Origin of the sequence: Bacillus sp. SORGH_AS_0510, assembly GCF_030818775.1 — a bacterium.
Classification (GTDB): domain Bacteria; phylum Bacillota; class Bacilli; order Bacillales; family Cytobacillaceae; genus Neobacillus.
Genome location: NZ_JAUTAU010000001.1, coordinates 573,579 through 599,582 on the forward strand (window position 1 = coordinate 573,579; position 26,004 = coordinate 599,582).

At 42.9% G+C, this 26,004-nt stretch carries 25 protein-coding genes; 23 read left to right on the forward strand and 2 right to left on the reverse strand.

Going from position 1 to position 26,004, the window contains the following annotated elements:
• The first annotated feature begins 126 nt into the window (after window positions 1-126).
• The 3 genes from QE429_RS03010 to QE429_RS03020 all read left to right on the forward strand — a co-directional run bounded on the left by QE429_RS03010 (window position 127) and on the right by QE429_RS03020 (window position 2,884).
• Window positions 127-663, forward strand: coding sequence for a DUF5683 domain-containing protein (locus tag QE429_RS03010; RefSeq protein ID WP_307283890.1), 537 nt, complete (start codon window positions 127-129; stop codon window positions 661-663).
• Window positions 664-931: 268 nt separating this feature from the next.
• Entirely contained in the window at window positions 932-2,560 is a 1,629-nt protein-coding gene (locus QE429_RS03015) for a sensor domain-containing diguanylate cyclase (RefSeq protein WP_307283893.1), read from the forward strand.
• 126 nt (window positions 2,561-2,686) lie between these two features.
• The gene (locus QE429_RS03020) at window positions 2,687-2,884 is read left to right on the forward strand and encodes a hypothetical protein (RefSeq protein ID WP_307283895.1); all 198 of its coding nucleotides are present in this window, start codon (window positions 2,687-2,689) and stop codon (window positions 2,882-2,884) included.
• A 154-nt stretch (window positions 2,885-3,038) separates the two neighbouring features.
• Here the strand turns inward: QE429_RS03020 and QE429_RS03025 are convergent, their stop codons facing one another.
• Complete coding sequence (locus QE429_RS03025; protein WP_307283897.1) at window positions 3,039-3,584, reverse strand: hypothetical protein; 546 nt, start codon at window positions 3,582-3,584, stop codon at window positions 3,039-3,041.
• 1,118 nt (window positions 3,585-4,702) lie between these two features.
• Entirely contained in the window at window positions 4,703-9,151 is a 4,449-nt protein-coding gene (locus QE429_RS03030) for an Ig-like domain-containing protein (RefSeq protein ID WP_307283900.1), read from the reverse strand.
• Between the two features lie 251 nt (window positions 9,152-9,402).
• Between QE429_RS03030 and QE429_RS03035 the strand changes: the two genes are divergently transcribed.
• The 20 genes from QE429_RS03035 to QE429_RS03125 all read left to right on the forward strand — a co-directional run bounded on the left by QE429_RS03035 (window position 9,403) and on the right by QE429_RS03125 (window position 25,944).
• The gene (locus QE429_RS03035) at window positions 9,403-9,555 is read left to right on the forward strand and encodes a YwzD family small protein (protein WP_307283902.1); all 153 of its coding nucleotides are present in this window, start codon (window positions 9,403-9,405) and stop codon (window positions 9,553-9,555) included.
• 580 nt (window positions 9,556-10,135) lie between these two features.
• Entirely contained in the window at window positions 10,136-10,642 is a 507-nt protein-coding gene (locus QE429_RS24405) for a CBO0543 family protein (protein WP_373463173.1), read from the forward strand.
• 15 nt (window positions 10,643-10,657) lie between these two features.
• On the forward strand, window positions 10,658-11,158 hold the full coding sequence (locus QE429_RS03040) for a CBO0543 family protein (protein WP_307283905.1): 501 nt from the start codon (window positions 10,658-10,660) through the stop codon (window positions 11,156-11,158).
• Window positions 11,155-11,631 (forward strand): CBO0543 family protein, encoded by a 477-nt coding sequence (locus QE429_RS03045; RefSeq protein ID WP_307283908.1) that lies wholly within the window; start codon window positions 11,155-11,157, stop codon window positions 11,629-11,631. The genes QE429_RS03040 and QE429_RS03045 overlap by 4 nt, the downstream gene beginning before the upstream one ends.
• A gap of 48 nt (window positions 11,632-11,679) precedes the next feature.
• Window positions 11,680-11,865 (forward strand): hypothetical protein, encoded by a 186-nt coding sequence (locus tag QE429_RS03050; RefSeq protein ID WP_307283910.1) that lies wholly within the window; start codon window positions 11,680-11,682, stop codon window positions 11,863-11,865.
• Between the two features lie 502 nt (window positions 11,866-12,367).
• The gene (locus tag QE429_RS03055) at window positions 12,368-13,945 is read left to right on the forward strand and encodes a sensor histidine kinase (RefSeq protein ID WP_307283912.1); all 1,578 of its coding nucleotides are present in this window, start codon (window positions 12,368-12,370) and stop codon (window positions 13,943-13,945) included.
• 17 nt (window positions 13,946-13,962) lie between these two features.
• Window positions 13,963-14,691: a LytR/AlgR family response regulator transcription factor gene (locus tag QE429_RS03060; RefSeq protein WP_307283915.1), complete on the forward strand. Its 729-nt coding sequence runs from the start codon at window positions 13,963-13,965 to the stop codon at window positions 14,689-14,691.
• Window positions 14,692-14,938: 247 nt separating this feature from the next.
• Window positions 14,939-15,691 (forward strand): EAL domain-containing protein, encoded by a 753-nt coding sequence (locus QE429_RS03065; protein WP_307283917.1) that lies wholly within the window; start codon window positions 14,939-14,941, stop codon window positions 15,689-15,691.
• Window positions 15,692-15,733: 42 nt separating this feature from the next.
• Window positions 15,734-16,468 carry a LytR/AlgR family response regulator transcription factor gene (locus QE429_RS03070; protein ID WP_307283920.1) on the forward strand — a complete coding sequence of 245 codons (735 nt, stop codon included), beginning with the start codon at window positions 15,734-15,736 and terminating at the stop codon, window positions 16,466-16,468.
• A gap of 227 nt (window positions 16,469-16,695) precedes the next feature.
• Window positions 16,696-17,445 carry a YveK family protein gene (locus QE429_RS03075; RefSeq protein ID WP_307283923.1) on the forward strand — a complete coding sequence of 250 codons (750 nt, stop codon included), beginning with the start codon at window positions 16,696-16,698 and terminating at the stop codon, window positions 17,443-17,445.
• The gene (locus QE429_RS03080) at window positions 17,435-18,139 is read left to right on the forward strand and encodes a CpsD/CapB family tyrosine-protein kinase (protein ID WP_307283926.1); all 705 of its coding nucleotides are present in this window, start codon (window positions 17,435-17,437) and stop codon (window positions 18,137-18,139) included. Before QE429_RS03075 ends, QE429_RS03080 begins: the two co-directional genes overlap by 11 nt.
• Window positions 18,140-18,277: 138 nt before the next feature.
• Window positions 18,278-19,042, forward strand: a complete 765-nt coding sequence (locus tag QE429_RS03085) for a tyrosine-protein phosphatase (protein WP_307283928.1) — start codon at window positions 18,278-18,280, stop codon at window positions 19,040-19,042.
• A gap of 374 nt (window positions 19,043-19,416) precedes the next feature.
• Window positions 19,417-20,310: a UTP--glucose-1-phosphate uridylyltransferase GalU gene (gene galU, locus QE429_RS03090; protein WP_307283931.1), complete on the forward strand. Its 894-nt coding sequence runs from the start codon at window positions 19,417-19,419 to the stop codon at window positions 20,308-20,310.
• A 20-nt stretch (window positions 20,311-20,330) separates the two neighbouring features.
• Window positions 20,331-21,008 (forward strand): sugar transferase, encoded by a 678-nt coding sequence (locus QE429_RS03095; RefSeq protein ID WP_307283936.1) that lies wholly within the window; start codon window positions 20,331-20,333, stop codon window positions 21,006-21,008.
• Between the two features lie 379 nt (window positions 21,009-21,387).
• On the forward strand, window positions 21,388-21,837 hold the full coding sequence (pssD, locus tag QE429_RS03100) for a PssD/Cps14F family polysaccharide biosynthesis glycosyltransferase (protein ID WP_307283938.1): 450 nt from the start codon (window positions 21,388-21,390) through the stop codon (window positions 21,835-21,837).
• 22 nt (window positions 21,838-21,859) lie between these two features.
• Window positions 21,860-22,369, forward strand: a complete 510-nt coding sequence (locus QE429_RS03105) for a glycosyltransferase (RefSeq protein ID WP_307283940.1) — start codon at window positions 21,860-21,862, stop codon at window positions 22,367-22,369.
• 1 nt (window position 22,370) lies between these two features.
• A complete protein-coding gene (locus QE429_RS03110) occupies window positions 22,371-23,492 on the forward strand; it encodes a polysaccharide pyruvyl transferase family protein (RefSeq protein WP_307283942.1) in 1,122 nt (373 codons plus the stop codon).
• Between the two features lie 157 nt (window positions 23,493-23,649).
• Window positions 23,650-24,756: a glycosyltransferase family 1 protein gene (locus QE429_RS03115; RefSeq protein WP_307283946.1), complete on the forward strand. Its 1,107-nt coding sequence runs from the start codon at window positions 23,650-23,652 to the stop codon at window positions 24,754-24,756.
• A 146-nt stretch (window positions 24,757-24,902) separates the two neighbouring features.
• Window positions 24,903-25,352: a glycosyltransferase family 2 protein gene (locus tag QE429_RS03120; protein WP_307283949.1), complete on the forward strand. Its 450-nt coding sequence runs from the start codon at window positions 24,903-24,905 to the stop codon at window positions 25,350-25,352.
• 190 nt (window positions 25,353-25,542) lie between these two features.
• Window positions 25,543-25,944, forward strand: a complete 402-nt coding sequence (locus QE429_RS03125) for a hypothetical protein (RefSeq protein ID WP_307283952.1) — start codon at window positions 25,543-25,545, stop codon at window positions 25,942-25,944.
• Window positions 25,945-26,004 lie beyond the last annotated feature (60 nt).

Here is a 26,004-nt window from a genome sequence, read left to right on the forward strand (position 1 = left end):
TTCATAGGAAGGTGGGCACTTGTGAAAAATTCCTCATGACTATTTTCCTAAAAATTGTAAAATAAGGAGGATTTTTTACATTTTCGGTGAAATTATATTAGTATATTTCATTCAGGAGGAACCACCATGAGGCAAAGTCGTCAATACCGTTCACCATATGCGGCCATGTTGTGGTCATTGGTTTTACCAGGCTTCGGGCAATTATACAATAAAGATTATGTAATCGGCTTCGTGCTAATGGTGTGGGAGATCCTGGTGAATGTGAACTCGCACTTGAACATCGCACTCTTAAACACCTTTCACAGTGACGCGCAGGGAGCACATGACATCATCAATTACCAGTGGGGATTATTTTATCCGTCAATCTACTGCTTTGCCTTGTGGCAGGCCTTTAACTCTGCGGTAGCCAACAACAACCGGTTGGCCGGGGGAGAAGGAGAGAGACGCACCTATTTTTCCGGCTTCTTCCTAGGAATGGTAGTGGGAATGGACTTCGGCCTCTTCTGGCACGACGCGCACATCTTCACGCACTTTTCCGCCGCAAAAATCTGGGACTACCCCGTCTTCAACGGCATCATCCTCGGCTTATTCTTGGGTCTTTTGGGTCACACCTTGGAAAATAAAGTCTACCGCAAACATAAATGGAAGATCACCCCTCATTAATTTGGGGACAGTCCCCCGGCACTTTGCCGCGTTAAAACAACAGGGGACAGTCCCCCGGTACTTCACCGCATTACCAATCGGGGGGACTGACCCCGTTTTGCACCACAACCCTTTACCGCATTACCACCCCGGGGGACTGACCCCATTTTGAGCTCTGGGGGACTGACCCCCCACATTACTAATTTTCTCTATATCAAAATGTCGAATTTTGTTATGATAGGTTCAGGGAACGAACAAACTCCCATTTATAATTGAGGAGCACATGAACTTGAATATAAAACTTCGCACCTATATGGCGCTCATGTTTGCCATCGGAATCATCGCGCTGGCGGCCATCTTAAGCTACACAATCGGCCACCAAGCCAGCGATAAAATAGAAAAAGAAATCGGAAACACCCTGTCGACCACTGCGTACCAAATGGCGGATAAGCTAGACTTCTTTATGTGGTCACGAGCAGGTGAAATTGACATCGTCAGTCAACTAAAGGACATCCAAGAACCAACAGACAAAGAAAAGGTCCACCAATTATTGGACCAGCTCCAGATCAGCTTTCCTGTCTTTTCATGGGTAGGACTAACGGATGACAAAGGGAAAGTCGTGGCATCTACCAAAGGGATTTTAGAAAACGTGGACATTTCCAAACGGCCTGTTTTCCTAGAAGGAAGCAAAGGCCGATTTGTCGGTGACGTCCATGAAGCGGTGCTCTTAGCCAAGCTCCTTCCGAACCCTAGTGGCGAGCCCCTTCAATTCGTAGACATTAGCCGCCCCGTGGTAGGGGAGGATGGAAAACAAGTGGGCGTTCTCGCTGCCCACTTAAGCTGGGATTGGTCACGGCAAGTCCAGCAGGAAATATTGAAACCACTCAAGGACAAGATGAATGCTGCAGAAGTCTTCGTCATCAGCAAAAATGATCAAGTCGTCTTGTTAGGGCCAAAGCCAATGATCGGCAAACGCCTCCCGCTAGATAGTATCAAGCAGGCGCAAAAAGGCCAAAACAGCTATCAAATCGAAACGTGGCCCGATGGAAAAAAATATTTAACGGGTTACGCCTTAGGTGACGGCTATCAAGACTACCCGGGGTTAGGCTGGTCCGTACTCGTTCGCATTCCAGAGGATACAGCCTTTGCTACAGTAAGTGACCTGAAGAAAACAATCCTAAAAACGGGCGCCTTATTGGCCCTCGTGTTTGCGATTCTAGGCTGGTTCATTGCCAGATATATCACCAAGCCGCTGCAGCGAATCACAAATGCCGCCAATCGTTTGCGTGCGGGGGAAAAAGTAGAAATTCCTTCATACCGAGGTATCAAGGAAATCGAGATTCTTTCCTTATCGTTACGAGAGCTCTTGGATTCACTGGTGCGGACCGTGTCAGACCTTGGAAAAATGGAGACCTTGGCGCACCACGATAAATTGACCGGGCTCATGAATCGAATAGCCTTCGATTCATATATAAAGACAGCCTTGGAGAGGGCCAATTCTCTAGAGGAGAGGCTGACCTTCTTATACCTAGATTTAGACGGCTTTAAAAAAGTAAATGATACATATGGTCACCAAGTCGGAGACCTGCTATTGCAAGAAGCAGCAAAGAGACTTCAAGGATGTGTCCGCAGTGAAGAGGGCGTCTTTCGCATCGGTGGAGACGAATTTATGCTGGTACTGTTCACCCCAGCAGAAGCGCCAAATCAGGCAGCTACCTATGTAGCAGAAAAAGTAATCGAGAGCCTAAACCAACCATTTGATTTGGTCAATGAACAACTTCACGTAGGCTGCTCAATCGGAGCTGCGGTCTGGGAAGACGAAACAACCGCCCCAATCGAAATCATCCGCTGCGCCGACGAAGCCCTCTACGTCTCCAAGCGAACAGGCAAAAACAAAGTAACATTTCACAAAAACTAAAGGGGACAGTCCCCCGGCGCTTTAGCGCACCGGGGGACTGTCCCCAAATTTGTAAACTTAGCACCGTGCCAGGGGTGAATACATATAATAAGTGAATTTATTATATGATACGAGGGAGAAAATTCTATGCTTACTGAGGCAGATGCATTTAGAACAGAGGGTTTTATTACGCTAATGCTGATTGGTCAATTGCCCACACCATGTGATGTATTAGAGGAAATTGGATATCATCCGGGTACCGGAATGGGGTCTGCTCGAATTTTTCTTAGAGAGGTAAGAAAACCAAGGACTGGAAAATATGAACTGTATACAGGGATTAGGTAAAATATGGAGTATAAATAGAATGATTCCTGACAAAACATCTAAAACTGTAGAGATTTTTATCAATAACCATCTTGTAAGCATAATTCGTGTCATGGAATTCTCGGGGCAAGGACTCTATAATTTACATTGATTTTGGGGACAGTCCCCCGGCGCTTTAGCGCACCGGGGGACTGTCCCTACGTCTTTGAACTAGGTACTTTCTCAACTTCTCATAAAAAACCACATTCACAATCATGACAAAGCAATAAAACAGCACCGAATAGGAAATTTTCCAGGTTTTATAGGAAAACAAGTGAAATTGAAGGGAAATCCATTCCAACATCCCTAAAATGGCTGTACAAAGAAGGATAAAAACCCATTTCTGCGGCCTTTTACTCTTATAAACATGCATAAAAAAGAGCAAAGTCCCAGGGTACACCAAGTTTTGAAGGAAGATATCCATGAGTTCCCCACTGCCGTTATCAATCGTATCGTAAAAATCATAGGGCGGCATCGCCAGAAAATAATCCCCAATCGTGGTCATCTGTAAATTTAAGAGTGAAATACAAATAATTTCGGACCACGTCAGCTTCCGCCGTTTGAAGGTAATATAATAGACCGCCACTCCCACGATTAATGATATGGCGAGAATGAACCACTCATTCTCATCAAAGTGCTTCGGGAGAATGGGCTTAATAGCCCTTTCATATATCTCCATCATATCGTAACACCATTTCCCTTCGCAGGATCGGCGGTAGCTTTTCCATGAAGTAAACGCAAGAAAACAGCACAATCATCGCAAGAACAAAATCGATCGAAGGATACCAACTCTCGCTTTTCGAAACCAAGACCCCAACTAACAGCAAGATTTTCTCGATAAAAACACCACCTGCCACCCAAGCGAAACAAGTAAGAACCTTAAAAGACAGGTGAGAGGGCCCACGCAAGACGTATAGGACCCACAAAATCAGGATGGGGAATATAACCCCATATTGTAGTCTAGTCGACCAAAAAGGCAGATGCTCTTCGACCACCCGCAATCTCTGGTAAGGGGACGAGAGCAAATAGAAAAAGTTTTGACACCAATAGGAAGAAAACATAAACAGAATAAAGACCTCGAACGGATCAAACCGCTTCTTTAGAAACCGCAAACTAAGTAATGCCAATCCTGAGATAATCAGTAACAATAGAAATATAATAACCACAGGCAACTCACCTTTATTAAAAAATGAGACTAATAAAGGTATCATTTGTTTTAATGTGTGGAAATATCCAATTGTGGCTGTTTGTCATACTCACGCCCAAAATTCTAAAATAATTTCACCTTTATTCATACTTTGTTCATAAATCTAGGCTATTATAAACACATGCAGCGAAAGGCATAAGCACCTTTTTCTGACCCCTTAAAAATATATTTATGTTGTGGTCCGGCAAAACTTTTGCCGGACATTTTTTTTGTCTTTTTCGGGGGACAGTCCCCCGCTAAAGTAACGCATTACCGCGCCGGGGGACTGTCCCCGCATCGTCCCCGCATCCTGGCCCAGTGCTTACAATTACCTATTATAGAAAACCCCACATATCGTCCGCTTTTGGGAAGTTATCGACCACTTGAACTAGGATATCGTCCACTTCCTAAGATTTATCGACCGCTTTTCGCCACATATCAACCACTTTCCCCCCGATATCGTCCACTCCCCTAAAATCCACCCCAACCCAAACAAAAAAAACCAGTCCCCGCACTTTGGGGACTGGTTCAACTCATTATTCATTTCCACTTTTCGGGGGACAGTCCCCCACTGAGGTAACGCACAACCGCGCCGGGGGACTGTCCCCCCATCCTTACCTAACCCAAACCCCATTCTCATTAAAGACATAAGGTTTGCCACCGATGGTTACATTGCCTGTTACCATGGCGCCGCCGCTAGTGAAGTAGTACCACACCGTGCCGACCTTCAACCATCCGACTTGCATCGCTCCGCTGCTCGCAAAGTAATACCACGTCGAACCGCTCTTCATCCAGCCCGTCTTCATCGCACCACTATCCGTGAAGAAATACCACACCGAACCAGCCTTCATCCAACCAGTAGCCATCGCCCCGCTGCCATTAAAGAAGTACCAAGTCGTACCAACCTTCAACCAGCCTGTCACCATCGCACCGCTACTATTCATGAAATACCAGCTCGAGCCATCCTTCACCCAACCAGTCTTCATCGCGCCCGTGCCATCAGCATAATACCAGCTCGAACCGACCTTAAACCAGCCAACCTTCTTCACAAAAGTCGCCGTGTCGTAATAGTACCAAGCCGTACCAACCTTCACCCAGCCCGACTTCGCCTTCACCACAACGACCTTCGCCATCGGGCTCATATTACCATAAGCATCGCTAACCGTTACATTAATTTCCGTTCCCACAGGCTGCGTCGCAATCTTCACCGAGAACTTTCCATCCTCACCAACGAACCCGTTACCAATCACATTAAAATTATTCAAACTCACTTCAACAAACGAACCAGCTTCCGCCTGACCCGTCATCACAGCCGCGCGGTCATTCACTTCATTAACAACCGGCTTCACAGGAGCCGTCACATCGATGACCGTCATTACCGCACTATTGCTGACATTCCCAACAGCATCCGTTGCCGTTACAAAAACATCAACCCCGCCTTTTTGTTTAGGAATCGTCACAGCAAAACGTCCGTCACTGCCGGCAACCCCTGAGCCAATCAAGTGATCATCAGCATATACTTCTACTATAGCCCCAGCTTCCGTCTTACCCTTCACCAGCGTCGTTTGATCCGTCATTTGCCCACCATCAATAACCGGCGTAGCAGGTGCCGTGCCATCCTTGACCGTCACCACAACGAACTCACTCACATTACCGCCCTTATCGGTAGCAGTAATCGTCAATTCCGTGCCCGCTTTTTGCTTAGGAATTTGAATGGAAAAATAACCTTCGCTGCCAGCAACCGCAGAACCAACCTCAGTACCATCGCTCTTCGACACGACCATCTTCGCCCCAGGCTCAGACTTACCAGTGACTACCTCATCCTTATCCAGCACCTGGTCCACAATCGGTTTCTCAGGAACAGTCACATCTCTAACCACAACAACCGTAGCTTCACTCACATTCCCAGCCGCGTCCGTTACCGTAACCTTCAATTCCACCCTGGCCATCTGCACAGGAATAGCTACAGTAAACGAACCATCCTCAACAACCGTACCACTGCCAATTTCCGAACCACCAACAGTCACAGCAACCGTAGCCCCGACTTCGGCCAACCCGGAAACAACCGTATCCTTGTCCGTCACTTCATGTACCACAGGCTTTCCAGGCTTCGTCACATCCTTCACCACAACAACCGCAGCCTCACTCACATTCCCAGTCACATCTGTTGCAGTAACCGTCAACGACGTCCCAGCCTTTTGCACAGGAATCTTTATAGAAAAAGATCCCTTGTCATCCGCGTCACCATAACCAATCACCGTTCCGCCAGCCTTAACCTCTACTTTCGCACCGGCCTCAGTCGTCCCATCAACTGCAGTATCCTGATCCGTTACCGCATCGCCAACAAGAGGCTTCACAGGTGCCGTGCCATCCTTCACGACCACAGACGCCGCTTCACTGACATTTCCAACCTTGTCCGTAGCCGTCACCACAACCTCCGTGCCCGCCACTAACTTAGAAATCGCCACATCGAACGATCCATCCGCGTCAGCAGTACCAGAACCAATCACCGAACCATTCACGCTCACCTTAACAGTAGATTCCGGTTCCGCTTGCCCCTTCACAGAACGATCCGCATCCGTCAAAGCAGATACAATTGGTTTCTCTGGAGCACTCACATCCTTCACCACAACTGTTGTCGCTTCACTCACATTGCCAGCTGCGTCTTTAACATTCACAGTCAACTCAGCTCCGCCGAATTGTTTCGGAATCACCACAGAGAACGTTCCATCTGCAGCAACTGTATCAGTGCCAATCACCGCATCACCGCGACGCACCTCAACCACAGCCTTAGCCTCAGCATGACCCGTAACCGTTGTATCACTGTCCGTTACCTCATTCACGACCGCCTTCCCAGGAGCAGTCAAATCTTTTACAAAAATCTCTTTGGAGGTCGTCCGCTCATTCGCTGCATTCCAAATCTCAAACGTCAAAGTCGTATTTTCTACTAAACCATTAACAGGAATAGAAAAATAACCATCCGCATCCGTATTCCCGCTAGCGAGCAGCTCACCATCTTCAAAAACCTTCACAACCGCATTCGCAAGCGTCTTACCAGTTAGGGCTGTCGAATCCTTCGTAAACTCATCTACATAAAGATCCGCCACATCATAAGAATGATAGTAGCTATACCCAGCCAAATCGGTTAATTTTACCGAAACAGAAGGGCTATCTCCAATGTAAAAATCATTCAAACGAAACGTTCCATTCGCCTTCAACGGAACACTCTGGCCATTAACCTCCATCGCCACAAACGGCAGCGTTGCCCCCGAAAGGCTTACTCGGCCGCCCGAGCTGACAAGAGGTTGATTATACATTTCAAAAGGTACAGTAGATATCACGCGATTCGTTGCGACCAAACTTGAAATGGAATTCGTTCCGGAAATCACCCCTTGTCCATTAACAGGAGTGTAATATCCAAACGTAAAGCTGCTACCAATCAAGCTACCAGTTGAACGAAGGCCGCCATACACACGCAAGCCGCCAAGAATATAGACATTACCAGTAATCGTCACATTCCCATTAATCGTTAACCGCGCACCAGGAACGATATACACATCTGTATTCACCGTCTTGTTCGACCATGTCTCGTTCGATGTAACAACATAACTATTCAATGGCTCAACACCTTTAATAACGGTGAACTTACCAGCACTTAAATCGGTGACAGCCGCGTCTACCACTGTCGTATTCGAATTGGTATCTTTCACTTCAACAGAAGAAACCTTCCAGTCTCCAACTTCCGTATTTCCATCTATCGAAAAATTACCACTAAAACGCGTGCCATCATACGCTAATGGGACTGAAACAATGGACTGACTCACAGGTGAAACAAGGTTAACCTTCGCCCCCTGCAGGTTCGTATCATCATCTGCATCTACCGTAAAATGGACAGTATCCCCTGCCTCTGCCACTTTCTTATCTATAGAAAGGGAAGAGAACGAAGGAGGATTCGATTCAGTAAATACGCTAAAAACACCATTATCAAATTTGCTAGATTGAAAAATAGCCGTTTGATTATTGGATGTATCCCAAATATCAATGTAAGATACTTGGTAAACTCCTGCAGCAAAATCAGAAGGAATCGAAATCCACCCTTCAAAGTTCCCTGTTTCAGGATTGTAGTTACCAGGAACTTTAAACGTCCGACTCGTGCCAGGAACCTTGTAGTAAAGAGAGACGGACTTAATTCCAACATCATCTGTGACTTTAGCACGTACATTTACTTGATCACCAAATGTGGCATTTGTCTTATCGACTGTCAGGCTTTCAAATATTGGTTTCGTTATATCCGCGCCACTTGTACCGGAAACCGTAAAGGATGCATTATCAAATTTGCTAGATTGAAAAATGGCCGTTTGGTTATTGGATGTATCCCAAATATCAATGTAGGATACTTGGTAAACACCTGCAGCAAAATCAGAAGGAATCGAAACCCACCCTTCAAAGGTACTGGTTTCAGGATTATAGTTACCAGGCACCTTAATCGTCCGATCAGTACCAGGCACCTTGTAATAAAGAGAGACAGATTTAATTCCAACATCATCAGTGACTTTAGCACTTACATTTACCGTATCACCAGGGCCTGCTTCTTTTTTATCCACACTGAGACTTTCAAAAACAGGCTTGGTTATATCTGCGCCACTTGTACCAGAAACCGTAAAGGAGGCATTATCAAATTTGTCGGATTGAAAAATAGCCGTTTGGTTATTGGAAGTATCCCAAATATCAATGTAGGATACTTGATAAACTCCTGCAGCAAAATCAGAAGGGATCGAAATCCACCCTTCAAAGGTACTGGTTTCAGGATTATAGTTACCAGGAACCTTAATCGTCCGATCAGTGCCAGGCACCTTATAGTAAAGAGAGACGGATTTAATTCCAACATCATCAGTGACTTTAGCACTTACATTTACCGTATCACCAGGACCTGCTTCTTTTTTATCCACACTAAGACTTTCAAAAACAGGCTTCGTTACATCAGCCGCCGCCCACACATTGCTGATGGGCACGGTACTAATGATCAATAACACCGCCATAAATAGGGATATGACTCGCTTCAACTGTATTTCACTCTCTTTCTTTAAAAAAATTCACGAATAGTTTAATAGTATCATATTTATGTCGAGAAATGGCAAAAGCCTACCATTTTTATCGGATATAAACACTGGAAATTCCTTCCGCTTGAAAAATAACCCGTTCAAAATTCCGACAAATTTCATGTTTATTCACAAGTTTAAGAGGGTAATATATTTACAATTAATGGTTATACGAGTAAAATTGAAAATTAGTAGAAAGGAGGGAATATTAGAACGTGGATAGGAAAGCGGTACAAAGCGCGAACACCGTCGATTTTACAGCAATCGTAAAGAAGGCATATGACAAAGGCTTAAACGAAAACGAAATCACCCTTGAAAAACTAATGGAAGAACTAAAAGCGGATCTGAAACAACTAGTAGTCTGCTAAATATATATTTGATACATAAGGCTGTGCGAGGAAACCCTCCGCAGCCTTTTTCTATTGAAAAATTGGTTAAATTACACTCCCATGGGAAAAATAAAATTAAGTTCGCAGAGAAATAACCTCAACATCAACAGAGTGCACATCAAGATGTTTAAAATTGACCTTTTTAAATAATTTCTAGCCAATATAGAACCCTAAATGAAGTTTTATTCGCGAATTGTAGATAGTTATTCGCGGATATCCAACTTTTATTCGCGAATCTATATGTCTTATTCGCGAATGTACACACTTTATTCGCGAATCCACAGCCACAACCGGAAACTCAACAATTCGCTCGGCGATCAATCGTTTTATGAGCGAATCCTAAAATTAATGAGCGAATTCCCGCACCCTATCAGCGAATTCGCCCTTTATATGAGCGAATCTAAAAAAAGGTAACTTAAAAACACCCATTGTAAGCAGTCCGCCCAGTTCTATCGGCGAATCGCAAAAACCAGCAACCCGGACGACCCAGCCAAACCTATCGAACGTCATAAGCCTTATTTAAAGCAAACCCTAAGATCCAGCGGAGGTAACCCACACCATGCACACAATCCTAACCGCGATCCTTCTCCTAGCGGCATTCTGGAAGGGGGATTGGCGACACTGGCGAAAATATCATCTCACCCTTTTATACATAGTTATCTGTAACCTGCTCTACAACTTCCTCTGCAGAGACCATCTGCTGTGGAAACAGATCCCGGATATCTTGCCTAAATCCCATGCCATCATAGATCTCATCTACACCTTTATTAATCTCCCGGCGGTGACCTTAATCTATCTCACTCACTTCCCATTCAAAACATCCAACGGGAAACAAGTACGGTACATACTCTGGTGGATCCTCGGCTCACTCGTCGTCGAATACCCTTTTTATCAAATGGGTCGAATCCAACTGCAGCACGGCTACCATTTCTGGATGGAGCCCATCTTTTACACGAGCATGTACACCATGCTGCGCCTGCATCACACCAAGCCGCTGCTTACCTATGGCATTTCGGCCATCATAATTTTGTTTCTAGTCCAATACTTTCACATACCCGTCAAATAAAAGAGGTCATCTCACATGTCGATCGATTACATAGTCATGATTCTTATGTGGGTAATAGGAATCCTAGCCTACATCTTCCTAACCCCCAAACATCACTACCGAAAAGTCCTATTCGCCTTACTCCTATGCCAGGCATTCGTATGGCTTAGCTCACTCATGCACGTCAAATTCCATCTGCTGGCCTTCCCAGTCCGGGAATTTCCGAAAGCCACCGACGTCCTGGTCACAACCGAATATTTCTTTTACCCGTTGCTATCCGGGTTCTATATCGTCTTTGAGCCAAAACACAATCGCTCACTATCCAAGCGCGCCGTCTACCTCTCCATCTGGATAACCGGCCTGGTCCTAATCGACCACCTACTAGAAAAATATACAAACCTAATCGAGTACGTCCATTACGCCTGGTACTTCACCTGGATTGATTTCTTCTGCATCTTTGCCGTCACGAACCTCATCTATCAATGGTTCTTTCAGGACAAAGCGCACATCAAAGAAGAGAGGGAGGTCGCCAAATGAGACTAGAATACTGGATTTTACTCGCCGTCTGGCTCCTCACCACGGGGCTCCTCTTTTTCATTCCGAAAAAGAAACGCCGTCTAGCACTAACGGCCTTCCTATTCAAACAGGCCATAACCTGGATCTTTGGCCTAGTCGTCGTCCAATACGGGCTCCTAACTTACCCGGTCCGGCTCCTCGCCGACGTCAACCGGTCCAGCTTCACCTACGAATTTTATGTCTATCCCGCGGTCTGCGCCATCTTCAACGCGTATTACCCGCACAAGCGCAGCAAACTCGTCCAGTTTCTCTATTACTGTGCCTATTGCACCATCCTGACCGTGCCGGAAATCTTTCTTGAAAAATATACAGAGTTAATCAAATACATCCACTGGTCTTGGTACTGGACATGGATCACCCTTTTCCTCACCTTCCTCATGACGCGCACATTCTGCGTCTGGTTTTTCAAAGGAATGAAAAAGGAAATCGACTAAATTTGTCGAATCCTATAGGTAGAAACACCTAGAAAGGATGAAATCTCAATGGATGTAGGATTTGGCTTATTTGCATTTATCCCGGTACTCATATACCTGGTCATTCTCGGCCTTAGTATCTTCGTCATCGTTCGAATGGTCACCTTCATGAATGAAAAAACAAAACTAGACCGAGAGCGCAACGACAAACTCGACGCCCTCATCAAGGCCGTCCAAACTAATAAAGAACAATAGTCAAATTCTTTCATGGAAAAAAGAACGCAGTACACCGTCTCAACACGGCTCTAACCCTGCGTGCCCTAGTGGGAGGTACCATCATCCGGACCTCCTTTTTCCCAAAACAAGCGTAATTTAGAAAAAGCGTTCGCGCTGCAAAAACATTTTAGAATCTTTAAAGGTTTATTCATAATTTGTTCATAAAACCGGGGTATAGTAAGTACATGCAAAGGAAAAGCATATTCATACTTTTCTAGACCCCCTTTTTAAAATATTTGTATTGCGCGTCCAGCTTCTCTATATGGAGCTGGATCTTTTTTTGTCTTCCATTACCGAGTTTCTACATTAATATAAGTCAACTTGGATGCGCTTCCACCAAAAGCTAATAGGGTACATAGTCCTACAAGATTCACCAATCTTCCTTAAAATTTACTAACTTTTACATGTTAAAATATACGTCCTGATGGTTTACCATTAAATTAGGAAAAAAGCAGGAAAATCCATCTATATAGGTGATAATATGCCACAACCAACTAACTATAATCATCCAGCCCTGTCCACATTTGAACGGATAACAGATGGGATCATCAGCTTGGATGTAAACGGACAAATTATTTATATCAATCAACCAGCCGTGAAATTACTAAAAATAAATGAGAGCAACCCAGTCGGGCAACCGCTGAACCAGCTCGTCCACAGCACACTCGCGCAAGCTCTACTAGACCAAGAACGAACGACCCCATTTCAAATGGAGCTGCAAGATAAAAACCTAGCCATTCATGTCTATCCATCGTCCGACGGGGTCACCATTCTCATTCACGAATCAAATACAAACACAAGCACGGACTCGAAAAACAGGAACGTAGACACCCTGCAGGAGCAAAATGAAAAACTGCAACTTTTAACCGAAGCGACGACCCACTTATTATATAAAAATGAACCAAAAGAGCTGTTTGACGCCTTGTTTCATGACCTGGCTGAGCACCTGGACTTAGATGTCTATTTCAATTACGTCTATGACTCTTATAACAAAAACCTTAAGCTCACGAACTATGGCGGGATTAACGAATCCGTGGCAAAACAATTGGAATGGCTTGAACTAGGGGAGGCCGTGTGCGGCTGTGTAGCGCAGGACCAAAAGAGAATCAGTATAGAAAATGTGGATACATCCGATGACGCAAGAGTGCAGCTGATTAAAGGCCTGGGGATCAAGGCATATGCTTGTCTTCCATTACTATATTATGGAAGACTGATCGGGACCCTCTCATTCGGCTCAAGGAAACGATCATCTTTTACAGAAATGGAAATCGACCTTATCGATAGGATTTGCCAGCACCTAGCGGCAACCCTTGAACGGACCTGTCTCATCACAGAACTGACAGAGAAAAAGGAAGAAGCGGAAAAGGCCAATCAGGCGAAGACTGAATTCTTGTCGATCATTAGCCATGAATTACGGACACCGTTGAACTCTATTATGGGTTTTGCTCAAATTTTAGAAGCGGACCCAAACGACCCGCTTACGCCAGGTCAACGAGAAAAAGTTCAAAAACTACTAAATTCTAGCCGACATTTGTCGATATTAATAAATGACATTATTGAAATTTCCCGCCTCAATTCTGGCAAACAGCCATTACACATTTATCAAGTGGACATTCCATCCACGATTTCCAAATGTGTAAAAATGATTCGTGCACTCGCGGATAAAAAGAACATTACAATGACAAGTCGGATAGATAGCGACCCGATCGGCACGGTCTACACCGACGAAAAGCGGGTAACCCAAATACTATTAAACCTTTTATCGAATGCAATCAAATACACACCTGACGATGGGCTGGTGATTGTCACTTGCCAGCAGGAGAATACCAACATCAGAATCACAGTGAGCGATACGGGGTTGGGGATTCCGACAGAAGAGCAGGAAAAAATCTTCGAGCCGTTCCATCGGATTTATCACAAGGACCATAATATAGAAGGAGCCGGAATTGGCTTATCGATTGTGAGAAAGTTTGTAACGGAACTAAAAGGCGAAGTGGGCGTAGAGAGTGAACCGGGAAAAGGGAGCCGATTTTGGATCACACTTCCTAATCAACCATAACAGAAGGGGAGAGACAAATGCAGCCGATTCGATGGGTACTGGCAGAGGACCATGAAGATTCAATGGAAATAATCAAGTATTTCATAAACGAAATGCCGGATTTCCAGCTAATCGGCACCTGCACCAATGGAGACGACTTAGTCGATCTGGTCATGCGATTGAAGCCTGACCTTGTCCTAACTGACATTAACATGCCGAAGAAGAACGGAATGCAGGCTGTAAAGGAATGTCTCTTCTTTCATCCAGCCCTTAAGTTGATTTTTCTAACGGGCTTTGATCAATTTGCCATTGAAGCCTTTGAAATCTCAGCGGTCGATTATTTAGTGAAGCCCATTGAAAAAGAACGCTTGCAGTGGGCATTGGAAAAAGCAAAAACGATTCTCCAGTTTGAAAAAGGCCAACTGGCAGCGGAGGACCATTGCATACATATGCTTCATTTAAAGGAACAAAACTCTACGCAGTACATCCCCCTGTCAGACATCTACTTTATTGAAAAAGCAGGCAAGAAGTGCCTGGTCTATACAACTAACGAAATATATGAAACAAGCGAACCGATGAACAAGATTATCAACCGGCTCGATGATACCTTTTATCAGGCCCACCGGTCCAATATCATTAACCTTAGTAAAATCACGCAGATTATGCCGCAGAATGAAACCTATGTGGTCCTCTTTGAGAACTACGATAAACAAGCGAGCCTGTCAAAACTAAGGATCAATGAAGTTCGTGAACGGATGCAGGGGTAAGGTGGAGATATACAAAAAATTCAATATTTGGTAGTCCTCTCAGAAGGGTATAGAGAATTCCCTAAGTTCAAATTTTTGTGAAAAAATGTCGTGAAATGTCCTAATTATGTCGCTTCCTGTCCCTCTTTATTCAAATAGGGGATAAAACCGTACCTCTCGTGTCGATTCATGAATAGACACATACCGGAATACATATTACAGTTAACCCTAAGTATGGATGGATTTAGCGGGAAAGGAGCGAGGTAGGATGAGCAGGTACGATGTGAAAAAGCTACAACTGGTGAAAATGGAACATGTATACCAGCCTATGTGGAATAGTAAGGATAAGACTCTCTTTGGATATGAAGCGTTGCTGAGGTTTCCAGAGGGCTTTGCGGATGAGGGCATTGAGGCATGCTTTGAATGGGCAAGAGAAGCAGGGGTACTTTACGATCTCGATACCCGGTCGATTACGGGTGCGGCAGATAGCTTTCCGCTGTACCAACTGGATAAGGAGCGGTTGTTTATCAATATCTATCCGTCCACCTTGCTCCATCCGCAATTCGAGAAATTTATCGATCAATTTCTCCTGATCTATCCGCAAGCGGCTGGAAAAGTAGTGTTTGAATTAAATGAGACACAATCCGAAGAGGATAGTTGGGAAATCAAAGAACTAAAGGAAAAAGTGCAGCTCCTAAAAGAAAAGGGCTTTTATATAGCCTTAGATGATATTGGAAAAGGCGCGGCGGAATTACAAAAGATCATTGAGCTAGCCCCGGATTATATTAAATTAGATCGCTATTTTTCAATAGATCTGGCAAAGAACAAGGAGAAACAGGAAATGATCTCCCTTTTTGTCCAATATTCCAAGGGGAAAATGGGACTTATTCTAGAAGGGATCGAACATGAATGGGATCTTGAAGCAGCACAGAAGCTGCAAGTACCTGTTGCGCAAGGGTATTTATTGGGTAGGCCGAAGAAATGCCCAACAGAGAGCGTGATTCCTGACTATACTGCATAATATTCTATGTAACAGCAAGCCTATGAGAAGAGGGGGACGGATATGGGAGAGGTCAAGGTAATCATTGTCGACGATGATTCTTCTTCTAGAACTCTTTTATCACATTTTATTCAGCTCGTTCCTGCCTACCATGTGATTGGCGAAGCTGCATCTAGTAAGGAATGTATGGAGTTCATCAAAAAAGAGAAACCAGATCTTGCTTTAGTCGACATTGGGTTACCTGATGTCAATGGCATAGAGACGGTACGGATGTGTAAAAAACTGCATCCCACACTGCAAGTCATTTTCATCACCGGTTATGATGAATACGCGGTCGATGCCTTTGCCCTTTCCGCGGTCGATTATCTCATCAAACCCATTGAGCGGGTCCGGTTATTTATGGCGTTGGAGAAGGCAAGAAAGTCAATTGAGATGATGAAAAGCATTGAAGCAAAGAAGAGTAAGAAAAAAAGAGTCAATAAACTAGCCTTTAAATCAAACCAGTCCTTTGTCTACCTTGCAGCAGACGAAATTCTTTATATTGAAAAAGAAGGTCGAAAGTCAGTGATCCATACGGAAGCGGATCAATTTGAAACGATGGAGTCCCTTCTAGACATGGAGGAGCGATTACCAGACACTTTCTTCAAAACACATCGATCGTATGTAGTGAACTTAAATCAGGTCGCGAAGATCGAGTCATTGGGTGAAACCTATGTGGCCACCTTTTCGCAATCAGAAAAGAGAGCCTACATTTCCAAGCTGAAAATAAATATGGTGCATCGCTTCATGGCGAAGTAGGGGGCTTAGTGAAGAGCCTCTTTTTTCGTGGATTTTCTACAGTTCTTATGAAAATATATGCCAATTCACTAAACCCTCTTCAAATTTCTTACAAATAGGTGTTTAATAGAGTAGTGAAATAAAGCGGTGAAACAAATTTGAAATATTTCTGTCAAAAAACAGTAAATGCTGTCAGAATGTGTGATATAATATTCAATGTTTTGTATCAGGATATTTAGGAGGACGAAATGGAAGAGACTATTAGTTTAAAAGAGTTACTTGAGACGTTGAAAAAGCGATTGCTCCTAATCGTTTCTATAACAGTCATTGCAGGATTAGTCAGTGGAATAGTAAGTTTTTACGTATTAACCCCGATATACCAAGCTTCTACACAGATTCTCGTGAACCAAGCTAAAGGCGACCAGAGCATGTACAATCCTGGTGAAGTTCAAACCAATCTTCAATTAATCAATACCTATAATGTCATTATTACAAGCCCAGCCATCCTAGATATCGTTTCAAAAGAATTGGATTTGGATCTGACGGCTTCTCAATTAAAAGAAAAAATTACTGTCGGTAGTGAAAAGGATTCCCAGGTAGTGAACCTGTCTGTTCAGGATCCAGATGCGAAAGTAGCGGCACAAATTGCAAACAAAACGGCAGAGGTATTCCAAAGCGAAATCTCAAAAATCATGAAAGTAGATAACGTCAGTATTTTAGCAAAAGCAGATGTCTCCGAAAATCCATCTCCAATTAAACCAAGACCATTAGTAAATATCGCGATTGCGATTGTGGTGGGATTAATGGCCGGTGTCGGACTTGCTTTCTTACTAGAGTACTTCAATAACACGATTAAGAATGAACAAGATATCGAAAAAATACTAGGACTTCCGATCTTAGGTGTTATTGCAACCATCGAAGACCAAAAGCTAGAAGAATTAAAGAATAGAAAAGCAACAAGAAATACTGCAGTAAGAGGTGAGACCATTGGCTCTTAAGAAGAAAATCAATCTACCAAGCCTAAGTGCTGGACGTAAGCTAATCACTTCGATTGCTCCAAAGTCCCCAATCTCTGAGCAATATCGTACGGTTCGTACCAATATCCAGTTCTCCTCTATTGACGGAGACATGAGAGTGATGATGGTGACTTCCTCTGGTCCTGGAGAAGGGAAATCTACCACAGCGGCGAACTTAGCCGTTACATTTGCACAACTTGGTAAAAAAGTACTACTAGTGGATGCGGACCTTCGTAAGCCAACCGTACATCATACGTTTTCTTTGGGCAATCAGGTTGGTTTCACTAATGTATTAACAAAGCAAGCTTCACTTGAGAAAGCGGTAGTGGAAACAGAAGAAAAGGATTTATTCGTCTTAACAAGCGGACCCATTCCGCCGAATCCAGCCGAGCTATTAAGCTCAAAATCGATGGAGCATTTTGTCGAAGAAGTGAAAGCGCAATTCGACTATGTGATCTTCGACACGCCGCCATTACTAGCAGTTGCCGATCCACAAATCTTAGCGAATCAATGTGATGGTTCCATTCTTGTGGTTTACAGTGAAAGAACGGAAATGGAAGCAGCAAAGAAGAGTAAAGAACTTCTTGAAAATGCCAAAGGAAAACTTCTTGGAGTAGTGTTAAATCATAAGGAATTAAAAAATAGCGACTATTACTATTACTACGGAACGAAGTAAAAAGAGAACAGGGTGGTAAAAATTACCACCCTATTCTCTTGGATACGACAGTATTCGACAAAATACCACCCTTTCTGTATTTTACAAAAAGTGGTACTATTGTAATGGTCCTAATATACCGGTTAGGGTGTGAGAAAAATGGTAGATTTTCATTGTCATATATTGCCTGGTGTAGATGACGGGGCACAGAATTTGTCGGAAAGCATCGAAATGGCGAAGGTTGCTGCACAGCAAGGAATTCGTACCATTGTGGCTACCCCACATCATAAGAATAATCGCTATGAGAATGACAAGCAAAGTATTCTTACTAGAGTAGAAGAATTAAACCGAGTATTGCGAGATGAGAAGATAGATATAAACGTTCTTCCTGGCCAAGAAGTGAGGATCTACGGTGAATTAGCTGAAGGGTACGACTTGGGAGAAATCCTTCCGGTCAATCATACACAGTATGTACTAGTTGAATTCTCATCCAGTCATGTGCCGAGATACACGGAGACGTTATTTTATGACTTACAAAATAAAGGCCTCATCCCAGTGATTGTTCATCCTGAAAGAAACCAAGAGATTATCGAGAATCCAGAGATTCTGTATAACTTGGTGCAAAAGGGTGCTTTATCACAGGTGACAGCTGGTAGTTTAATAGGGAACTTTGGGAAAAAGATTCAGAAATTTTCCTTCCAACTAGTTGAAGCCAACCTAACCCACTTTATTGCTTCTGATGCACATAATACTAGAAGTCGGACGTTCAAAATGCGAGAAGCATATGACCTCATCCAAGCGAAGTATGGAAATGAACTAGTTTACTTGTTTGAGGAAAATGCGGAGCTGTTAGTGGAAGGTAGTCATGTGTATAAAGAGACACCGGAACGAATTACTAGGAAAAGGTTTTTGGGTCTTTTTTAGTTTTCTTTTGAATGGAGCTTCTTAGAGCTACTATATAAATGATTAAGCCGATGAGAACAAAATGGTTGTATTATACATCTAATTCAGGCGGCATCGCCTGAACGGTGAGGCTACCCTGTCCGTTATCTGTGGGAGCACTCGATCATGCTGTGGGAGGAAGCTTGACCTTCCTATCCTTAGACGCAGGTCGTCAAAAGCTTGGTGTGAGGACGGGTTAGATGCCCGTTTCAATAAAAAAACAATAAATATCTAATGAAAGAATAAGTGTAAAGACACTTGCAATTCCATTAGATATTTATTTTTTTGCTCAAATACCTTTAGTAAATTAAAGAAGTTCTAGAATTAGCTAATATATAGAGTGGAGGAAATTAAAGATGAAAAAGGTTAGAAAAGCAATTATTCCAGCAGCTGGTTTAGGTACAAGATTTTTACCGGCAACAAAAGCGATGCCTAAAGAAATGCTTCCAATAGTGGACAAACCCACAATCCAATACATAGTGGAAGAAGCGGTGGCAGCAGGTATTGAAGATATCATTATTGTAACGGGTAAAGGGAAACGTGCGATTGAAGACCATTTTGATGCAGCATCTGAACTTGAAAGAAACTTAATAGAAAAAGAAAAGTATGATATTTTAGATAAGGTTCAGTACTCTACTAACCTAGCAGATATTCATTACATCCGTCAGAAAGAGCCTAAAGGACTTGGACATGCTGTTTGGTGTGCACGTAACTTTATTGGAAATGAGCCATTTGCTGTTCTTTTAGGTGATGATATTGTACAAAGTAACACTCCATGTTTAAAACAATTAATAAACCACTATGAAGAAACTTTCTCTTCTGTTATTGGTGTTCAAACAGTATCAGAAAATGAAACACATCGCTATGGGATTATTGACCCATCTTCTCAAGAGGGGAGACTCTATCAGGTTAACAACTTCGTAGAGAAACCAAAACCTGGAACAGCGCCTTCAAATCTAGCTATAATGGGCCGTTACATTTTAACACCAGAGATTTTTATGTTTCTTGACCGTCAGGAAAAAGGTGCGGGTGGGGAGATTCAATTAACAGATGCGATTCAAAAACTAAATGAGATACAAAGAGTGTTTGCTTATGATTTTGAAGGCAAAAGATTTGACGTTGGTGAAAAGTTTGGATTTGTAAAGACAACAATTGAATTTGCACTACAGCATGAAGACCTCCATGATGATATGATAGATTACTTGAGAAGCTTAGTTTCCTCATTAGTTACAGAAAAGGTAATGTTATAGAGAGAAGGTAGGGGTCAAGGTTGTCCAATCTAGCAAATCAAGATGTTGCTTATTTAGATAAACAAAAAACTAATGTACATGTAAACAATCGAAAGCCATACCTATTCACAAAAAGATTAGTTGATATCATGGGTGCTTCATGCGGAATTATCTTGTTAAGTTTTCTTTTTGTAGTTATCGGCATTTTAATCAAGATCGAAGACCCCAAAGGAAAAGTTTTCTTCTCACAAAAGCGAGTAGGGTTTAATGGCAAGGAATTTAAAATGTATAAATTCCGGTCGATGGTATCGAATGCAGAAGAAAAACTCTCTGAACTATTAAAGCATAATGAGATATCTGGTGCGATGTTTAAAATGAAGGCTGATCCGAGGATAACTAAAGTAGGGAAGTTTATCAGAAAGACAAGTATTGATGAACTGCCACAGCTTTTTAATGTATTAAAGGGTGAAATGAGTTTAGTTGGCCCGCGTCCGCCGCTTCCAAGAGAAGTTGCTTTATACTCTGATTACGATAAGCAGCGTTTGATGGTGACGCCAGGCTGTACAGGGCTTTGGCAAGTGAGCGGAAGAAATAGTGTTGGATTTGAGGATATGGTAGAACTTGATCTTGAATATATCCGCAAATGCTCATTATATTTTGATTTGAAAATTATTTTAAAAACGCTCTTGGTATTATTTGGTTCTAGAGATGCATTCTAGAAATGACCATAGTATTGAAACAACTGTGAAAAGGTTCTTTTTGTCCAAGAAAAAGTCTGTTTAAAATGTGAAAAAGTCTAGAAGCTAGCCCACTCATCTTAATGAGATGAGTGGGCTGCTGTTAAAGATCACAAATAATCCGCAGTTAACGCCTGTGATTGGATGAACCAAACTTTTTCCCATATGAATGAAGTGAAGAATATTGCGGTTTTGCCAAAGTATAGGGATTTGACGGAAACAGAAAATTAGGTCGTTTTCTGGTGGGCTTGGTCTGTATAATTAATTCCTGTGACATGGAGCATGTTATCTGAGGAAGCACTTAAGAGCTAAGTATTGAATGTGAAGTAAAGATATAGTAAGTACGGAAAAGGAGGAAATTATGAAAGTTTGCTTGGTAGGTTCATCTGGGGGACATCTGACGCATTTGTATATGCTCAAACCTTTCTGGCAGGAAAAAGAGCGGTTCTGGGTGACCTTTGATAAGGAAGATGCCAGAAGCTTATTGAAAGGTGAAAAAATGTATTCTTGCTATTACCCTACAAACCGTAGCCTGAAGGCGCTAATTATCAACACTTGCCTGGCCATAAAAGTGATATTGAAGGAAAAACCGGATTTGATTATCTCATCGGGGGCAGCTGTTGCAGTTCCTTTCTTTTACCTTGGCAAGCTGTTGGGGGCAAAGTTGATATATGTTGAGGTGTTCGACCGAATTGATAAAGCCACCGTGACCGGAAAGATGGTCTATCCCATTGTGGACAAGTTTGTTGTTGAGTGGGAAGAAATGAAAATGGTCTATCCCAAAGCTGTCAACCTCGGGAGTATCTTCTAAGAGTGGGTAGGAGTGTGTTTTTATGATATTCGTAACAGTTGGAACTCATGAGCAGCCGTTTAACCGGTTGGTTGAGTTTATTGATCAGTTGAAGGCACGGGGGGCCATTCAAGAAGATGTTATTATGCAGACTGGCTTTAGCGCCTATGAGCCTAAGTATTGTCAGTGGGGAAAACTATATCCGTATCAGGAAATGGTGAAACATGTGAGCGAAGCACGAATTGTTATTACCCACGGTGGCCCGTCAAGCTTTATCATGCCTCTGCAGGCGGGGAAAGTGCCGATAGTCGTTCCGCGCCAGAAAAAGTATCACGAGCATGTAAACAACCATCAGGTTGACTTCTCGAAGGCGGTGGCTGAGCGGCAGGGAAACATCATCGTTGCTGAGGAAATGGAGCAATTGGAGCTTTCAATCCTTAATTATGATGCTATTGTCCAGGCTATGCCTGCTGGATTGAAGAGTAACAACGAAAAGTTCAATATGGAGTTCAGCGTGCTGGTGGATGAACTCTTTAAGGAAAGGAAAAAGTGAGATGATGAAAGTAGGAATCATGTCGATGCAACGTATATTCAATTACGGATCGTTCTTGCAGGCATATGGGCTTAAGTCAATCCTTGGAGAACTGGGTTGCAGCGTCGAATTTGTGGATTATCATCCTGGTAAGTGCCTGATTTCGATGGAAGGTGGACAGGGGCTATCGCGAAAGGTTAGCAAAGGGCTGGAGGTATTCAAATACCGTGCGCCGCTGAAAGAGAAACTTCGCTTCATTAAGTATAAAAAGAATTACGCTGCGAATTATTTTTCGCATTTAGGAATTGGCGATACGTTGAACTATACTTCTGCTGTTGATCTTCTGGTCATCGGTAGCGATGAGGTGTTCAACTGTGTGCAGAACAACCCTAACGTAGGCTTCTCGCCGGAATTGTTTGGGGTAGGCAATCAGGCAAAGCGTGCCATCAGCTATGCGGCATCCTTTGGAAATACTACCCTTGCCAAGCTAGAAAAGTATGGTGTCAGCGAGGAGGTAGGAAAATGGCTAAACGCGCTGGATGCGGTATCCGTTCGCGATGCCAATTCTGGTTCAGTGGTAGAAGGTTTGACGAGCAGATCGCCTCTCTATCACCTTGATCCTGCGCTGGCATACGATTACATGGGCAGTTGTAAGCAAATACCGGCTACTGTCCCTGAGTCGAACTATATGATCCTGTACGGCTATTCCGGGCGTTTCAGCAGAGATGAATGTGAAGCAGTGCGCGCCTATGCTGATGCACATGACCTAAAGGTATTCTGCATTGGTGGCGTGCAGGATTGTTGTGACAGATTCATTGACTGTTCTCCATTTGAGGTGTTGGCATACTTCAAAAATGCTAAGGCAGTGGTAACAGACACATTCCACGGAACAATTTTCTCAGTGATTACTCATCGACAGTTTGCTACCATTGTTCGTTCCTCTGGTTATGGCAATGCGGAAAAGTTGCCTGATCTGTTGCAACGACTTGGGTTGAACGACAGGATTCTCACAAGTATGACGAACCTGGGAACGATGCTCAAAGCGCCGATAGATTATGACCCTGTGGATTCATTCATTACTGGTGAGCGAAAGCGCACGTACGATTATCTGCGTAAGGAAATTGAGGCATGTACGCTGAATTGATGATCTGCCAGAATATCATTGAAGAGTTGAATAAGTACGAAGGTGTAAAGGTGACCTCACCACGGATGTTCAGACTGTCCCTTCGAGAAAATGTGCCACAAATGAACTCAAGTAACTGAAAATTGTTCAGATGAATTGATAAGAGGATAAGATAGATATGGAACAGAAAAAAATATCTGTTGCGATGATTGCGAACAACCTAGAAGTAAATGGAATCAGTTCTGTAATAATTAATTATTGCAGTCATCTCAATTTGGGTAAATTCATGATTACCATCCTTGTAGGTGCGGCTGTTACCGAGATAAATAGGAAAAAGTGTGAGGAGTTGGGGATAGAAGTAGTAGAGCTTCCGCACCGTAAAACAAATACACTTGCTTTCTATAGGGAGTTGAACAGTGAATTAAAAAAGAAACGCTATGACATCGCTCATGTGCATGGTAGTCATGCTGCGATTGCAGTGGAGTTATTTCTGGCTTGGATTAACGGCATAAAGGTGCGAATCGCTCATAGTCACAACACAACTTGTACAAACATGAAAGTGCACAAGTTGATGCTACCGCTATTCAATTGTTTATATACGAACGGATTTGCTTGTGGTGAAGAGGCAGGCCTATGGCTTTTTGGCAAAAGAAAGTTTAATGTGGTGCCTAATGGATTTTACACTGAGAAGTTTAGCTTCAATAGCAGTGTTCGAAATGAAATGCGCAGGGAATTAGGTTTGGCGGGTAAGTATGTTTTAGGTCACATCGGTCGCTTTAATGATCAGAAGAATCACCGATTTTTGCTAAAAGTTTTTGAGAGTGTTGCTAAGAAGAGAGAGGATTCTGTCCTTCTTCTGATAGGAAAAGGTCCGGATTTTGAAGCAATCAAAGGAATTATCGCACAGCATCCATATAAAGAAAGAATTATTGTATACGGTGAATCACCAACACCAGAACGGATGTATATGGCGATGGATGTGTTTGTTTTTCCATCAAAGTTTGAAGGGTTACCTGTAACCTTGCTTGAAGCACAAATTGGGGGACTTCCTTGTGTAATATCAGATGTTATCACGCAAGAAGCGATTCTGGGAGATCGTGTAAAGAGTCTTTCTTTGAATAAGAACGCAGCCCATTGGGCTAATGAGATTAATTCTTTAAAGCCGCAAGATAGAGAGCAGTTTTACAGTGATTTTCGAGTACAAATTGAGAATTATGGAATAACAGACTGTGCCCTAAAACTTGAGCAGAAATATATCTCATTACTTGGTTTAAGGAAAAATTGACATTATGTGGATTTTGCTTTAGGTCGCAGAACAACTGAAGTAAGGCTTCCTGGTAAAGATGAATGCTCAATCCCTATTATCGAGTTGGCTTCGTTATTTTTATCTTTTGCGCCATGTTTGACATTGAAGCTGTCGAGGTGAACTGAATGTCTTTATTTGAGGAAATGGTATATAACAGAAAGGATTTGCAAATGGGGAAAAGCGAAATTAAGGTGTCTGTGATTGTTCCTATATACAATGTAGAGAAGTTTTTAAGTAAGTGCATCGAAACTATTATCAATCAATCATATAAAAATCTTGAGATTATTTTGGTAGATGACGGCTCCCCGGATCGCTCTGGTGAAATTTGTGATGAATATGCTGCAAAGGACAAGCGAATCAAGGTGATCCATCAGAAGAATTCTGGAGTCAGTTCTGCTAGAAATGCAGGAATTAACGCTGCCACAGGCGACTATGTATGCTTTGCTGATGGTGACGATTACCTTATGCCTGATTATGTTGAATATTTAATGGACTTGGCAGTTCGAAACGATGCAGATATTTCGTTGACGACAGATATGTTTAGTAATTATCAGCTGAATCAAGTAAAAAAATGACAAAATCCGGATTTACTCGGGTGAAGACGCAACTGCTGGAATTCTCTGCTACAATATCCCAATAGGTGTGTATTGTAAAATTTTTAAGAGAATTTTTCTTGGTGATAAGATTAGATTTTTACCAAATCTATATATCGGAGAAGGCTTTAACTTTAACACAGCCGCTTTTCAGCGGGCAAATAGGGTGGTCGTGGGTCATAGAAGAATCTATTTCTATCGCAAGGACAATCCGACCAGTGCAACGACAAAGTTTTCCATTGATAAATGGATCAATGGATTGATGGCAATAGACGTAATCAAGAATGATTTTATTATCAAATCTCAGAAACTGGACAGTGCATGGAAGTTTGCCAATTGGCGCACGCACTCCGATGTTTATGACCTCATGGTTCTCGCTTCGGTAGAGAAAAAATATCCTGATATGTATAAAAAGTGCCTGCGTGTAACTAGAACACAGGCTCTATACTCACTTAAAGTTCCAACTTCAATGAGAGAAAGAATGAGGGCTATGATTATGATGATCTGCCCAAGACTGATTCCTGTACTAATGCTTTTGAGAAGACTAAAATATCATGTCGACGTAGAGAACTGAAATTGTGGAGAAGTCAGCTATTGAGGGAAAAGGGAGATTATCCACTGTTTTTGTTACATG

What these genes read in the sequence shown, in the direction of transcription:
- QE429_RS03010 (WP_307283890.1), top strand. Translation starts at nt 127, where the DNA reads ATGAGGCAAAGTCGTCAATACCGTTCACCATATGCGGCCATGTTGTGG.
- QE429_RS03020 (WP_307283895.1), top strand. Translation starts at nt 2,687, where the DNA reads ATGCTTACTGAGGCAGATGCATTTAGAACAGAGGGTTTTATTACGCTA.
- QE429_RS03025 (WP_307283897.1), bottom strand. Translation starts at nt 3,584, where the DNA reads ATGATGGAGATATATGAAAGGGCTATTAAGCCCATTCTCCCGAAGCAC.
- QE429_RS24405 (WP_373463173.1), top strand. Translation starts at nt 10,136, where the DNA reads ATGCACACAATCCTAACCGCGATCCTTCTCCTAGCGGCATTCTGGAAG.
- QE429_RS03040 (WP_307283905.1), top strand. Translation starts at nt 10,658, where the DNA reads ATGTCGATCGATTACATAGTCATGATTCTTATGTGGGTAATAGGAATC.
- QE429_RS03045 (WP_307283908.1), top strand. Translation starts at nt 11,155, where the DNA reads ATGAGACTAGAATACTGGATTTTACTCGCCGTCTGGCTCCTCACCACG.
- QE429_RS03050 (WP_307283910.1), top strand. Translation starts at nt 11,680, where the DNA reads ATGGATGTAGGATTTGGCTTATTTGCATTTATCCCGGTACTCATATAC.
- QE429_RS03055 (WP_307283912.1), top strand. Translation starts at nt 12,368, where the DNA reads ATGCCACAACCAACTAACTATAATCATCCAGCCCTGTCCACATTTGAA.
- QE429_RS03060 (WP_307283915.1), top strand. Translation starts at nt 13,963, where the DNA reads ATGCAGCCGATTCGATGGGTACTGGCAGAGGACCATGAAGATTCAATG.
- QE429_RS03065 (WP_307283917.1), top strand. Translation starts at nt 14,939, where the DNA reads ATGAGCAGGTACGATGTGAAAAAGCTACAACTGGTGAAAATGGAACAT.
- QE429_RS03070 (WP_307283920.1), top strand. Translation starts at nt 15,734, where the DNA reads ATGGGAGAGGTCAAGGTAATCATTGTCGACGATGATTCTTCTTCTAGA.
- QE429_RS03075 (WP_307283923.1), top strand. Translation starts at nt 16,696, where the DNA reads ATGGAAGAGACTATTAGTTTAAAAGAGTTACTTGAGACGTTGAAAAAG.
- QE429_RS03085 (WP_307283928.1), top strand. Translation starts at nt 18,278, where the DNA reads ATGGTAGATTTTCATTGTCATATATTGCCTGGTGTAGATGACGGGGCA.
- galU (WP_307283931.1), top strand. Translation starts at nt 19,417, where the DNA reads ATGAAAAAGGTTAGAAAAGCAATTATTCCAGCAGCTGGTTTAGGTACA.
- pssD (WP_307283938.1), top strand. Translation starts at nt 21,388, where the DNA reads ATGAAAGTTTGCTTGGTAGGTTCATCTGGGGGACATCTGACGCATTTG.
- QE429_RS03105 (WP_307283940.1), top strand. Translation starts at nt 21,860, where the DNA reads ATGATATTCGTAACAGTTGGAACTCATGAGCAGCCGTTTAACCGGTTG.
- QE429_RS03110 (WP_307283942.1), top strand. Translation starts at nt 22,371, where the DNA reads ATGATGAAAGTAGGAATCATGTCGATGCAACGTATATTCAATTACGGA.
- QE429_RS03115 (WP_307283946.1), top strand. Translation starts at nt 23,650, where the DNA reads ATGGAACAGAAAAAAATATCTGTTGCGATGATTGCGAACAACCTAGAA.
- QE429_RS03120 (WP_307283949.1), top strand. Translation starts at nt 24,903, where the DNA reads ATGTCTTTATTTGAGGAAATGGTATATAACAGAAAGGATTTGCAAATG.